Raw genomic sequence first — 13,441 nt, 5'->3', positions numbered from 1 at the left:
TCCGTTGTATAAGTGTAGGGAGGAAAAGTGATGGGAAAAGAAAATATATTGACCTCCTATCTTATCAATTTAGGAGAGGAAGTGTTCAAACTACTATTAGCGAAAGGGGCTATAAAAGAAGATGCAGAAGACATCATCCAAAATACCTTCTATAAAGTATACACATTGCTAGATGATCTAACCGAGGGTAACATACGTCCATGGTTTTTCAGAGTCGCATTAAACGAATACATTGACTTGAAAAGGAAAAAAGAGCAACAAAACATCTATTTAACTGAAGAGATTTATTCAAAATTACAATATACAGACCGAGAATTAGACGCTGTTTTAAATAAAGATGAGATTTTCTATCTATTAAAAGATATAAAACTAGAATATAAAGAAGCCTTCTTTTTAAAGTACTACTACAACTTTTCATATGAGGAAATCGCCCTAATACTAGATATTCAAGTAAACAGCGTCAAACAAAAGTTACATCGTGCACGTAAAGCAGTTCACTCAAAAATAGGAGGAAAACCTTAATGGATACTTCTTTAAAAGATGCATTAAAAAAAGCTAAAAGAAAACAGTTATTTAAAAATATTATTACCTCTATTATCGTTGTAATCATACTTATCCCTATATTTTATAAAGTTGGCAATTACTTCGCAGCAAAAAGCTCTACGAAGCTTCACGAAAAACTCTTTTTACATAACGCAATTGCAGAACCGAATATACAAATTGATTCTCAAGTAACGAGTAGTTCATCTATGTTTGGCGGCAATATCACATCCAATCGTTCTAAAAACATTAATGGTTACGTAGTGCGATGGAATACACTGACAAGCCCTTACGATTGGTTTCGCTCTAACATCGATTACAATGAGTTAATACCAGGAACTCATTGGGGTAGGTCTAATAAAGAGTCTTATAATTACGATAAACAAACGAAAAATAAAGTTGCTACATTTTATAATCCGGCCATCAAGGAATATTACGATGGAGTCAAAAATGAATTAAGTGCAGTTTCCAAAATGGAAAACTATGTTGCGGAAGTCGCTATCTCTTTCGATCAACCTTATACATTAAAAGAAATTCAAACAAAAATACCGGATAACTTAAATATCGTATGGCTATATATGGTCTCACCTATTAGAGATGAGAGCGGAGGCCCTGCTGGTATGCCAGTTTACGGATTTGAGCCAGGAACCCCTCCCGAAGAATCGTACAAAAGGTTCTTTGATTCCCTTAAACAATATAATGATGGGTATGACAAGGACATTCAAAAATTTTTAAAATCAAACGAAAACAAACCATTCGATCAAGTGAAAATCTTAGGGGTTATGCTAACAGGAAAAACGGAAAACTTTAAGGAATTAGAAAACCAAGACTTTATTCGCGGTGCTTCTGTAGGGGCTACTGCACAAGTTGTTCCTTATATAAAACCAGAGAAATAATAAGGAAAAGACAAGATAAACTAATAGTAGCTAGTTAAAAGAACGTACATAAATCTGTTTACTATGGGAGCAACCTATTTTAGTGGAGAGCTCCCTTCATGTATTATTCATCCTCCAAACAATATATTTCCAAATACTTTATGTACAAATGAAAAATCATAATTTTTGTTCACACTTTATCCATTGTGAATTTATTCACAATGGATATATAATAAACATGTAAATACAATACATTGGAGGGATTTCAATGGTTATCAATTTTTTAAGAACTGATAAACGCGCTACTTTCATATTATTATTTTTACGACTTTACATAGGATATGCATGGCTCGCTGCTGGAATAGGAAAAGTTTTTGGACAGTCTTTTGATGCAAGTGGTTTTCTAAAAGGAGCTATCGCTCAAGCATCAGGTGACCACCCTGCAGTACAAGGTTGGTGGGCAGATTTTCTTCAACATTTTGTTCTTCCAAACGCAGACCTATTTAGCTTTTTAGTTCAATGGGGAGAAATTTTAGTAGGTCTAGGTTTGATTTTAGGTGGATTAACAAAAACAGCTGCATTTTTCGGCATCATAATGAACCTTTCATTTTTATTAAGCGGAACTGTTAGTGTAAACCCAAACCTACTTATTTTAACTATGTTCATTTTAGTTGCAGGACATAATGCTGGACGTATTGGATTAGATGGTTATGTTTTCCCAAAACTTTTCAAAAAAAATAACCGTGAAGCATATAAATTAAGTAAAACTGCATAAGAATAGTTCATCTTTTAAATATAAATAAGGAAAGAGCCTACATTCAGGCTCTTTTCTCATTTACACCAAAATATTTCACAGTTTGCCTTATCCGAAATGTTAAACTCAATCATATATAACCGGATAAATGTGTACGACTTTATTTCAAGCACCTAAAAAGCTTAAAGACTAAAACAAGCCATTATAAAACCCTAAAACCTTTCATACTTTCTCCAAGAATATAGTGTGAAAACCACATCAAATTCTGCTTCATAATAGCCACATTAATTCCTGGCTGATCAGAACTATATGCCATTCCTTTAAAAATAATTAATTCTGTATCAACTTCCATATCCCTTAACCCTTGATATAGCTCATATGCATTGGAAGTTGGAATCCTTGCATCCTTTTCGCCATGTTGGATTAAGGTAGGCGTACAGGCTGATTTAATATACGTCATTGGTGATGTTTTCGTATATATCTCTGGATCATTCCATAGAGTATTTCCTAAATACATTCTAATAAAGTAAGGTATATCTGTATTCACATAATGGGTACTCCAGTTAGTAATTCCACCTCCAACTGAAATAGCTTTAAATCTATTACTAAATGTAGAACAGAAAGCTGATATATATCCCCCGTTGCTCCATCCCATAACCCCTACTCTATCTTTATCTGCAATCCCTTGCTCAACTAGTTTATCCACTCCAGATATAACATCCTCATAGTCAGCAATTCCCTGTTTTCTATAGTTGGCTTTTAAGAACTCATTACCATAGCCAGAACTTCCTCTATAGTTTGGCTCTAAAACTATAAAGCCTTTTTCGATAAACTGCTCAATCGGATATTTCTCATTAAAACAGTCTGAGAATATCGGAAAGGATGCCCAAGCCGGACCACCATGGATTACTACTAATAAGGGATATTTTTTGTTGGCATCAAAATCTACTGGGGTTGATAAAACACCCTCTATTTCAAGACCATCACTACTTTGCCATGAGATTATTTCCCTGTTACTTTTCAGCTTCCCTTTAAAAAAGCTATTTTCATCCGTTATTTTTTTATCGTCTAAATAGATTTCAAAGGTTTCATTTGTTATGGCCTTACTATAGGATATATGACGTCCATCCCTTGTTATAGAAGCATCCATTATAAAGCCATCTACTTTGTCACTTAACATTTCCACAGTGCCATCTTCACATAGCAACCCAATGAGATAATTAGTTTTATCCTGCCATCTAATTAAAATCCCCTTATCTGTCCACTGTAATGGCATAACCGTACTATCAAAGTTTGTTAGAGGCTGAATTACCTCTCCCGTATTCATATCATATATTTCTAATGTACTATCTTGTATATGGTTTCTATAGTACTCCTTCTCTCTTATGCTTGCCGAGTAACATATTTTGCTGCCCTCAGGGGAAAAGCAGACGCTCCCTCCTAACAACTTATCCATATTCATTTTTTGTAGTTCCCCAGCTTCAACATCTAATATGTATAGATCACCATTCGTATAATCGTTTAAACTTGGTGTAGCCATAAATACAACCTTTGTCCCATCATTTGAAATATCAAAGTTATGTATATAAAAATCCTTACCATTCGTTAGTTGATAAACACTGCTAACCTTCCGTTCCCCTTTATCATTTTGTATCCCTTTTTCTATTTCAACGTAGTATAAACAATTATTCCGATGTTCCTTACCTACATGGTGGAAATCTCCATATCGTTCCTTACGCTTCTTTATTTCCTCACATTCTTTTGACTGGGCAACATAATAAAAACCTTTACCAGTAGGCTCCCATTTGAATGTACTGATCCCTTCTTTCTCATCATTAATTTGTAACTCACTATAACCATCTATTGACTTAACAAAGATTTGATTTTTCTTATTATCCCCCTCACCAACTGGGCTAAGGTATGCGATATCCCTAGAATCTGGGGACCATAATGGGTGTATACTGTCTATATCCCCAGTTGTTAATGGGTAACTCTGCTCCTTATCTTTTTCATATATCCATATATGATTCCTATATGTATTGTCTTTCCAGTTAGCTGTCTTCTTAACAAATGCTACGCCTTTGCCGTCATCACTTATATTTGCACCTGATAAGGTTGGTAATGAAATAATCTCTTCTATACTTAGATATGTTTTTTCATTCACTTTCATCAATATGCCCCCTTGTAATGTCCATGAATCTATCGTCTCTTCTTGTCATAATAAAGAAAATTGTTCACGAATACTTAAAATGATAACGGAAAATTCAGATAGGTAAAGGTATTTCCATTCCAAATTCGATAAAGTACAACTTTAATTAATAGGGTTCTATCCACTTATCAATTTTAGGTATTCTTTTTCGACATAAAAAATACCCCTTTAGATAAAATATCTAAAGGGGTACAGATTCGTAAGTTTATTTTAAAGCTATAACTATATTTATTAACCTACCAATCTCCTACTCAACAGTAACAGACTTAGCTAAGTTACGTGGCTTATCAACGTCACATTCGCGGTGAAGCGCTGCGTAGTATGAGATAAGTTGGAATGGAATAACTGCTACTAGCGGTGCTAGTGCTTCGTGTACAGCTGGTAATACGAAGCTGTCACCTTCCATTTCTAAGCCTTTCATTGAGATGATACATGGGTTAGCTCCGCGTGCTACTACTTCTTTCACGTTACCACGAATTCCAAGGTTTACGTGCTCTTGTGTAGCAAGTGCGATAACTGGTGTACCGTTTTCGATTAAGGCAATTGTACCGTGTTTTAATTCTCCTCCAGCAAATCCTTCTGCTTGGATGTAAGAGATTTCTTTTAGTTTTAACGCACCTTCTAAACCTACGAAGAAGTCTACGCTACGTCCGATGAAGAAGCAGTTACGCGTTGTTGCTAAAAATTGTTTTGCTAATGCGTCCATTTCTTCTTTTTGATCACAAAGTTCTATCATTGCATTTGCTACAAGTCCTAATTCGTGTGTTAAATCAAAATCAAGAACTTCGCCTTTTGCTTTAGCAATGTCCGCAGCTAAAATTGAAAGTACCGCAAGCTGTGCTGTGTAAGCTTTCGTTGATGCAACTGCGATTTCTGGTCCCGCGTATAACGGAAGTGTATAATCAGCTTCACGAGAAAGCGTAGAACCAGGTACGTTTGTAATCGTTAATGCTTTATGACCCATTTCATTCGTTTGTACAAGTACTGCACGGCTATCAGCTGTTTCACCACTTTGTGAAATGTAAATGAAGAATGGTCTCTCTGTTAATAATGGCATGTTATAAGAAAATTCACTTGCTACATGCACTTCAACTGGCATTTTTGCAAACTTCTCGATAAATTGTTTTCCAACAAGACCTGCATGATAACTTGTTCCACATGCAATGATGTAAATACGATCGCTATCTAAAATTGCGTTACGGATATCTTCATTCAGTTCAATCTCGCCATTTTCATCTTGGTACTTTTGAATTATATTACGGATTACAAGTGGTTGCTCATCGATTTCTTTAAGCATGAAATGAGGGTATGTTCCTTTTTCAATATCACTTGCGTCTAATTCCGCTGTAAACGGTGCACGTTCAATCGTTTCACCTTGTAAGTTTTTAATTGTAATACTTTCTTTCGTTACGATTACGATTTCTTTATCCATTAACTCAATAAATTGATCTGTAACTTGTAACATCGCCATAGCGTCGCTCGCCACAACATTAAAGTTGTCACCAACACCTACTAATAGCGGGCTTTTGTTTTTAGCAACATAAATCATGTTTGGATTTTCAGCATCAAGTAATCCGATTGCATAAGAGCCATGTAAAAGAGATAGCGTATTACGGAACGCTTCTTCTACACTTAGTCCTGTGCTCACTTGTTGTTCCATAAGTTGCACGATAATTTCTGTATCTGTTTCACTTACGAACGTTACATCTTGTAAATATTCCTTTTTCACTAACTCATAGTTTTCAATTACACCGTTATGAACTAGTGTAAAGCGTTTTGATGTACTTTGATGCGGATGCGCGTTTAGTTTGCTTGGAACACCGTGTGTAGCCCAGCGTGTGTGACCGATTCCCACGCTTGCTGCTACGTTCTCTTCTACGACTTCGCGAAGTTTTGCAATACGGCCTTTTTCTTTGTATACAACAACACCGTTCTCTGCTTGTACTGCAATACCTGCTGAATCATATCCGCGATATTCTAGCTTTTCTAAACCTTTTAATAAAATTTCCTTTGCATCTTGCTCTCCAATAAATCCTACGATTCCACACATGTTTAGTCGCCGTTACAAATGCTTACACTGCATTGCGAACATGTAACGACATAGTCCGATACCATTTATTTATATTAAAAAAACGGATTACATATTGCTAGCCCTGTAAGCTTGTAACGGCTTTCACCTTCCTCTCGATTGGGTTAAAGTCCGTATATACTTATACAGCTAGTATTCATCCGTTCCTTTTCTCTCATCACACTTTCACCTTTGTCCACTAAGTCACCTTAATGTTTTAAGTAAAAGATTGCGGTTGTGATGAACAACCGGGAGTCATCCGCCGAAATCTCGATAAACTCCACCTCGTCAACTACACTACTTGTAGTTCTGGCGCTTTTATAATTTACAATATTTCCTTTGAGAAAAAGAACAAGACCATCGTATAACAAACAATATAAATCGTCAATGAAATTTTTTTCATTGTCTATAAAACATATGAAAAAGGAGCACTTCTTGTGCTCCTTTTAAAACAAATTTGGTAAATTATTCAGCTCCAACTTCCGCTTTCACAACTTCTACAATACGATGTACATACCCATCACAAATTTCTTGTGTCGGTGCTTCTGCCATTACACGAATAAGTGGTTCTGTTCCAGATGGACGAACAAGAATACGACCGTCTCCATTCATTTCTTCCTCTACAACACGAATAATTTCTTTAATTTTCTCGTTTTCTAATGCTAGTTTTTTATCTGTTACACGAACGTTTACTAGTAATTGTGGGAATTTTGTCATCTCGCCTGCAAGCTCAGATAATGGCTTTTTCGTCATTTTCATGATGTTTACAAGTTGAAGTGCACTTAACATTCCATCACCAGTTGTAATGTAATCAAGTAAGATAATATGACCTGATTGTTCTCCGCCCAGGTTATATCCACCACGTTTCATCTCTTCCATTACGTAGCGATCACCAACTGCTGTTTTATCACTTGTAATACCGTTTGCTTCAAGCGCTTTGTAGAAACCTAAGTTACTCATAACTGTTGAAACAACTGTATTATGTTTCAATTGACCAGTTTCTTTCATATACTTCGCGCAAATAAACATAATTTGATCGCCATCAACGATGTTTCCTTTTTCGTCTACTGCGATTAAACGGTCTCCGTCACCATCAAAAGCAAGACCAATGTCAGCACCTTTTTCTTTTACTAATTCAGCTAACACTTCTGGATGCGTAGAACCTACTCCAGCGTTAATATTCATACCGTTCGGTGAAGTTCCCATTGTTGAAATATCAGCTTCTAAATCTGCAAATAAATATGGAGCTAAAGAAGATGTAGCACCATGTGCACAATCTAAAGCAATATGTAAACCAGAGAAATCTTCCTCTACAGTTTGTTTAATGTATTGTAAATATTTTTGTCCACCTTCAAAGTAATCACTCACTTGTCCAAGGTTAGTACCTGTTGGACGTGGTAGCTCATCAACTTCTTTGTCTAATAACGCTTCAATTTCTGCTTCTTGCTCATCTGTTAATTTAAATCCATCTGAACCGAAGAACTTAATTCCATTATCTTGTACTGGGTTATGAGATGCAGAGATCATAACACCTGCTTGCGCCCCTAAAGCTTTTGTTAAATAAGCCACACCTGGTGTAGAAATAACACCAAGGCGCATTACTTCCGCTCCAGTTGATAATAGGCCTGCTACTAAAGCTCCTTCTAGCATATGTCCAGATACACGTGTATCACGGCCAATAATTACTTTTGGACGATCTGTATCTTTTGTTAATACATAGCCGCCAAAACGTCCTATTTTAAAAGCTAATTCAGGTGTTAATTCCTTATTTGCAACCCCACGTACTCCGTCTGTACCAAAATATTTACCCATTATTATTCGCTCCTTTTTCGTGCTCTTTTTGATTATCTACTGTTGGTTCTTGGCTTGGTTCTTGGCCATTTTCTTTTTCTTTTTCTTTGTCTTTTTCTTTTTCTTTTTCTTTTTCTTTTTCTTTTTCTTTTTCTTTTTCTTTTTCTTTATCTTTTTCCTGATCCTTTTCTGGATCTGGTTCAGGATTTTTTGGTTTTTCAGTTTGATTTTCTTGATTGTTTTTTGAATCTGGTTGTTCAATATTACCCTGTACTTCTTTATCCGGCTTTTCTTTCTTCACAATTGTGACTTTAGCACTTTTTTGTTTTGCTTCTATCGAAATATTACCAGGACCACTCACTTGAATAGAAACATCTTTCGTCCCCGGAGATACATTTTGCAGATTAATCGCCGCTGTTATTTGAGCAGCTGTTATTTTATCTACTATACTTGCTTCTCCTGAAATATCAACGCTTATCTTTCCATCTTGTGGCGAAAGTAGCTGCGCAGTAACATCATTCGGAATTCCACTTTTTTGAATCGGGATACCATCAATAGTTTTACTTTTCGTTTGTTTTACCTTTTGTACCCCTACGGAAACCTTCACTTGATTTGGTTTTGCACTTGTTACACCTTTTGGCAATAAAACAGAGGCATCGAATGTTGTAGAATCCGTCAATTGACTAAAATCTACCTCGACCCCCTCTATAGATTGTATATTATCCAAAATGTCTTTTGGACCTGCTATCGTTACTTCTCTCGGCTCAACGCTAATATTTGTAACAGTCAATCCTTCTGGCAAACTCCCCTTTTTCGTATACGTCACAGGAACAGTTTTTTCAGTATTATTGGCCGTAGCTTGCGTCGCCACATTCAATGTTACACTAATTTTAGATGGACTCGTTCTTACATTTAAACGTTTTCCTTCTTTATTGTATAATGTAACTTCGGCTGTTTTTGTAACAGTTTTATTAACACCTTTTAAATCAATATACGCCTTAGCAGATGAAATACTTTCAATTTCTTCTTTCGTCCCAACTACCTCAACAGTATCAGGTTTAATGTTTGATTTTTCGAGAGTAGAACCCGCTGGCATTTGATCCTCATTTGATAATTTTAAGTCTACATGAACGTATTTTCTCGCTTTTTCATGTAGAGTAATTTTAATTGTTGATGGCTGAACTGTTCCTTTCACATCATCTGGAAGCCCGTTCGTTTTCAAAGAAACTTCATAAGTTCCTTTTTCGCTATCTCTCAAATCAACTGGTATATCAAATTGTTTTTTTGCTTTTGCTGTAGCAACTGCTGATTTTGGACCTTCCAACTTCACCTTGACTCCACCTGATGGAATACCACTTACAATATATTTCTCTTCATCATACTTAAGGGTAATAGGATAATCAGTTAATGTTTCTTTCGTTTCATTTACGAAAGGTAATATACTCGATGTCGTATTTTTTTCAGTTAAAGTTGCTGACATGAAAAGCATACACGCCAATAGTAATGAGATTCCTTTTAAAAACCAATGATTCTCCATTAACTTATCCATGACGCTTTCTCCTCCAATTCCATAAAGACGAAGAAGTCGTTTTTTCATTCCCACTAAATTCTGCTAACAACATGTCCTTCAGCTGTTCTGTCTTCAAATCACGATGTAACTTCCCGTTTTTCGTTAAAGAAATTTGGCCTGTTTCTTCCGACACAACTACTGTAATACTATCAGTGACTTCACTAACTCCCATTGCAGCGCGATGCCTAGTTCCTAACTCCTTAGAAATAAATGGGCTTTCTGATAACGGAAGGTAACATGCTGCTGCTTTAATTGTACTTCCCTGCATAATTACTGCTCCATCATGAAGAGGGGTATTAGGGATAAAAATATTAATGAGTAATTCCGATGACACATTTGCATTTAGCGGAATACCCGTTTCTACATAATCATCCACCCCAGTCTCTTTTGACAAAGTAATTAGTGCACCAATTCTACGTTTTCCCATATATTCCGTTGCTTTCGCTATCGCTGTTGCAACAATTTCAGGTTCATCGTCCTCGTGAGTTCCCACACGCGAAAATAAGCTACCCCGTCCTAGCTGCTCAAGTGCTCTTCTCAATTCTGGCTGGAAGATAATAATAACGGCTAAAAATCCCCACGTTAATACTTGTTCCGTTAGCCAATATAGCGTATGCAATTCAAGTAAAATACTAATCATCCGGACGACAATAATAACTGTAATACCTTTTAAAAGTTGCACAGCCTTCGTGCCCCGAATTATAAGAATTAGCTTATATATAATAAACCATACAACAGCAATATCTAATGCCGTACTAAGATATTTCAAAATGGTCGTATCTTCAAAAGGCATGCTAACCCTTCCTCCTACTTACGAGCAATTCTATCCATATATTGAAATATTATTTTATGCTCTATCTGTATGTATTTCCAACAACTAGTTAATTATACCATACATGAACCAAACGACAATTACAAACGCCCCCCTTTAGCTTAAATTGGTAAGATGTCAAACTTTCTTATCCTACAGTATAATATAAGTCATTATTATACGCCTATTTCCAAATAAAAAAAGCAACTTCTCAGTTGCTTTTCTTACATTTATTTTAGTTTTTCACCGAATAAAGAACCCATTAAAGCAACCGCTGTTGTTGCTGTTCTATTTCTCTCATCTAAAATCGTATTTACTTCAACAAATTCAGCAGATGTAACAATATCAGCTTCTGCTAACATTTCCATCGCTAGGTGGCTTTCACGATACGATAAACCACCAATTACAGGCGTCCCAACTCCTGGTGCATCATGAGGATCAAGACCATCTAAATCTAATGATAAATGAACACCGTCAGTATGAGATAAGTAAGCAATTGTTTCTTCCATAACAGCCGTCATACCCATACGATCAATTTCATGCATTGAAAATACTTTAATGCCTTCATTACGAATAAAGTCTTTTTCCCCTTCATCTAATGCACGTGCACCTATAATTACAACGTTCGCTTTTTTTACTTTCGGGTATGCCCCGTATAAATCTACAAGTGAAGAATGTCCATAACCTAAACTCGCAGCAAGTGACATACCGTGAATATTTCCAGATGGTGATGTTTCTTCTGTATTTAAATCACCGTGTGCATCATACCAAATAACACCTAAATTTTTATAATGTTTCGCCACACCAGCTAGCGTACCGATAGCAATACTATGATCACCGCCTAATACAAGTGGAAAACGACCTTCTTCTATAATATGATCAACCTTAGTCGCTAGTTCATTACATACAGTTGCAACTTGAGTAAGGTTTCGTAACTTTGTATTTTCATCTACTTCTTTTTCTCTCTCTATACATATATCTCCCATATCTTTTACGTCATATCCAATTTGTTCAATTCTTTCAACTACCCCTGCATAACGGATCGCGCTTGGTCCCATATCAACCCCGCGACGCATCTGTCCTAAATCCATTGGAACTCCAATAACTGAGATTTCTTTTTTCATAGATAGTATCCCCCTTTTATGCCTTCACTAAATATTTTAAATCTTTTATATAGTCTGACTCAACTCGACATTTTTCTGCATGGATATACATTTTATTCACTTATATTTACGTTGGACTCCCGATTTTTAAACTATTCTATGTATAAAGTTAACTTAATGAACCAACTAACTTTTCTATCAGCTAATATTTTTATCCGTGCCTTTCTCCATCAATACCTAGAATTACACAAAATATCCTCAAATAACTGAATTTAAAAAACACTTCTACACTTAGAAGCGTTTTTCTGATGCTAGTTTCCACACTGCTGCAATATTTTTTGCTGTCATTTCGATATTCTCTTCTGCCGCTTTATATGCTTCTTCTAATGTCATTGGGCTAGCCGTAATACTAAACACTGCATCAATTCCCTTTTCGTAAACAGTCGTATAATTCGAGGATACAGATCCACCAATAGCAATTACAGGAATATGACGGCATTTCGCCCGCTTCGCGACACCAACAGGAGCTTTTCCATAAGCTGTTTGTTCATCTATCCTTCCCTCACCAGTTACAATAAGATCGGCACCCTCTATACACTTATCAAAATTTGTATAATCTAATACAATTTCAATCCCTTTTCTTAGCTGTCCCTTTAGTACTGCAACGACAGCGGCTCCCATTCCTCCAGCTGCCCCTGCACCAGGTATTAGGGACACATCAAAAGATACGTACTGTTTAAGTATATTAGCATAATGTTTTAAATTCCCGTCTAGCTCTTTCATCATCTCTACATTCGCACCCTTTTGTCTCCCAAATACAAAAGACGCTCCCTTTGGTCCAACTAATGGATTGTCGACATCACATGCTGCTTCTAGCTTTATATCCTTCAAACGTGTATCCATACGAGAAAGGTTAAGAGCAGTAATCAAATGTAATGTTCCTCCAGAGGGCTCAATTACTTCACCTTTCCTATTAATAAACTCTACGCCTAAAGCAGACAACATACCTGCCCCACCATCATTTGTAGCACTTCCTCCAAGCCCTAAAATAATGTGTTTAGCTCCTTGATCTAATGCATGTAATATCAGTTCACCTGTCCCTTTTGTCGTTGTAATAAGTGGGTTTCTCTTTTCAATTGGAACGTGTTGTAATCCTGATGCTGCCGCCATGTCAATAAATGCTGTCTCCTTATCCTTAGACATACCATAATAGGCTTGCACACTCTCCCCAAGCGGCCCTGTCACATTAAGTGATATAATTTCCCCCATTGTAGCACCAACAAGAGATTCGACCGTTCCTTCACCTCCATCTCCAATTGGTACTTTAACGTACTCTGCTTTAGGAAAAACTGCTGCAAAGCCCCTTTCAATAGCTTCACATACCTCTATAGCTTTCAGGCTTTCTTTATATGAATCCGATGCAATGACAACTTTCATAATTATCCCCCCTTATTCAATCCCTTTTTTCATTTTAAACGATATACGGAAAAGTTTCCTTTTTGAGTGGAATTTAAACACAAAAAAAGCTTACATCATTTGATGTAAGCTTTTCCTATTTATATGGAGCCTAGCGGGATCGAACCGCTGACCTCCTGCGTGCAAGGCAGGCGCTCTCCCAGCTGAGCTAAGGCCCCTTAGTAATTAAGCGGAAGACGGGATTCGAACCCGCGACCCCAACCTTGGCAAGGTTGTATTCTACCACTGAACTACTTCCGCGAAA

10 protein-coding genes, 2 tRNA genes and 1 pseudogene are annotated in these 13,441 nt (G+C 36.5%); 3 read left to right on the top strand and 10 right to left on the bottom strand.

All coding sequences use genetic code 11. From position 1 onward, the window contains the following. The first annotated feature begins 30 nt into the window (after nucleotides 1-30). The 3 genes from QCI77_RS00985 to QCI77_RS00975 all read left to right on the top strand — a co-directional run bounded on the left by QCI77_RS00985 (nucleotide 31) and on the right by QCI77_RS00975 (nucleotide 2,190). A complete protein-coding gene (locus QCI77_RS00985; RefSeq protein ID WP_002029371.1) occupies nucleotides 31-522 on the top strand; it encodes an RNA polymerase sigma factor in 492 nt (163 codons plus the stop codon). Further along, on the top strand, nucleotides 522-1,436 hold the full coding sequence (locus QCI77_RS00980; RefSeq protein WP_002029372.1) for a sigma factor regulator N-terminal domain-containing protein: 915 nt from the start codon (nucleotides 522-524) through the stop codon (nucleotides 1,434-1,436). Before QCI77_RS00985 ends, QCI77_RS00980 begins: the two co-directional genes overlap by 1 nt. Before the next feature lie 247 nt (nucleotides 1,437-1,683). After that, nucleotides 1,684-2,190: a DoxX family membrane protein gene (locus QCI77_RS00975; protein WP_002029373.1), complete on the top strand. Its 507-nt coding sequence runs from the start codon at nucleotides 1,684-1,686 to the stop codon at nucleotides 2,188-2,190. Nucleotides 2,191-2,371: 181 nt separating this feature from the next. Here the strand turns inward: QCI77_RS00975 and QCI77_RS00970 are convergent, their stop codons facing one another. The 10 genes and pseudogenes from QCI77_RS00970 to QCI77_RS00930 all read right to left on the bottom strand — a co-directional run bounded on the left by QCI77_RS00970 (nucleotide 2,372) and on the right by QCI77_RS00930 (nucleotide 13,437). Beyond that, a complete protein-coding gene (locus tag QCI77_RS00970; RefSeq protein ID WP_353824404.1) occupies nucleotides 2,372-4,339 on the bottom strand; it encodes a S9 family peptidase in 1,968 nt (655 codons plus the stop codon). A 286-nt stretch (nucleotides 4,340-4,625) separates the two neighbouring features. Then, nucleotides 4,626-6,428, bottom strand: coding sequence for a glutamine--fructose-6-phosphate transaminase (isomerizing) (gene glmS, locus QCI77_RS00965; RefSeq protein ID WP_002029375.1), 1,803 nt, complete (start codon nucleotides 6,426-6,428; stop codon nucleotides 4,626-4,628). A gap of 12 nt (nucleotides 6,429-6,440) precedes the next feature. Continuing rightward, nucleotides 6,441-6,625: pseudogene (locus QCI77_RS30850) on the bottom strand (hypothetical protein). Between the two features lie 286 nt (nucleotides 6,626-6,911). Then, nucleotides 6,912-8,258, bottom strand: a complete 1,347-nt coding sequence (gene glmM, locus QCI77_RS00960; protein WP_085308606.1) for a phosphoglucosamine mutase — start codon at nucleotides 8,256-8,258, stop codon at nucleotides 6,912-6,914. Then, nucleotides 8,251-9,786, bottom strand: a complete 1,536-nt coding sequence (locus tag QCI77_RS00955; RefSeq protein WP_353824403.1) for a CdaR family protein — start codon at nucleotides 9,784-9,786, stop codon at nucleotides 8,251-8,253. The genes glmM and QCI77_RS00955 overlap by 8 nt, the downstream gene beginning before the upstream one ends. Further along, a complete protein-coding gene (gene cdaA, locus QCI77_RS00950; RefSeq protein ID WP_002191712.1) occupies nucleotides 9,779-10,600 on the bottom strand; it encodes a diadenylate cyclase CdaA in 822 nt (273 codons plus the stop codon). Before cdaA ends, QCI77_RS00955 begins: the two co-directional genes overlap by 8 nt. A gap of 248 nt (nucleotides 10,601-10,848) precedes the next feature. Continuing rightward, a complete protein-coding gene (gene rocF, locus QCI77_RS00945) occupies nucleotides 10,849-11,742 on the bottom strand; it encodes an arginase (protein WP_353824402.1) in 894 nt (297 codons plus the stop codon). A gap of 270 nt (nucleotides 11,743-12,012) precedes the next feature. Continuing rightward, nucleotides 12,013-13,158 (bottom strand): glycerate kinase, encoded by a 1,146-nt coding sequence (locus tag QCI77_RS00940; RefSeq protein WP_088034696.1) that lies wholly within the window; start codon nucleotides 13,156-13,158, stop codon nucleotides 12,013-12,015. A 124-nt stretch (nucleotides 13,159-13,282) separates the two neighbouring features. Beyond that, nucleotides 13,283-13,355 (bottom strand) — tRNA-Ala (locus QCI77_RS00935). A 10-nt stretch (nucleotides 13,356-13,365) separates the two neighbouring features. After that, nucleotides 13,366-13,437, bottom strand: a tRNA-Gly gene (locus QCI77_RS00930). Nucleotides 13,438-13,441 lie beyond the last annotated feature (4 nt).

The sequence above is a fragment of the Bacillus cereus group sp. MG9 genome (genome assembly GCF_040459995.1).
Taxonomy (GTDB): Bacteria; Bacillota; Bacilli; order Bacillales; family Bacillaceae_G; genus Bacillus_A; species Bacillus_A mycoides.
Note: the sequence above shows the minus strand (reverse complement) of the source record. Positions and strands in the feature narration are given on the sequence as shown.

Bases quoted from the DNA above. Each gene is read 5' to 3' on its own strand.
- glmM (WP_085308606.1), bottom strand. From the start codon at position 8,258: ATGGGTAAATATTTTGGTACAGACGGAGTACGTGGGGTTGCAAATAAG.
- QCI77_RS00975 (WP_002029373.1), top strand. From the start codon at position 1,684: ATGGTTATCAATTTTTTAAGAACTGATAAACGCGCTACTTTCATATTA.
- rocF (WP_353824402.1), bottom strand. From the start codon at position 11,742: ATGAAAAAAGAAATCTCAGTTATTGGAGTTCCAATGGATTTAGGACAG.
- cdaA (WP_002191712.1), bottom strand. From the start codon at position 10,600: ATGCCTTTTGAAGATACGACCATTTTGAAATATCTTAGTACGGCATTA.
- QCI77_RS00985 (WP_002029371.1), top strand. From the start codon at position 31: ATGGGAAAAGAAAATATATTGACCTCCTATCTTATCAATTTAGGAGAG.
- QCI77_RS00955 (WP_353824403.1), bottom strand. From the start codon at position 9,786: ATGGATAAGTTAATGGAGAATCATTGGTTTTTAAAAGGAATCTCATTA.
- QCI77_RS00980 (WP_002029372.1), top strand. From the start codon at position 522: ATGGATACTTCTTTAAAAGATGCATTAAAAAAAGCTAAAAGAAAACAG.
- QCI77_RS00940 (WP_088034696.1), bottom strand. From the start codon at position 13,158: ATGAAAGTTGTCATTGCATCGGATTCATATAAAGAAAGCCTGAAAGCT.
- glmS (WP_002029375.1), bottom strand. From the start codon at position 6,428: ATGTGTGGAATCGTAGGATTTATTGGAGAGCAAGATGCAAAGGAAATT.
- QCI77_RS00970 (WP_353824404.1), bottom strand. From the start codon at position 4,339: ATGAAAGTGAATGAAAAAACATATCTAAGTATAGAAGAGATTATTTCA.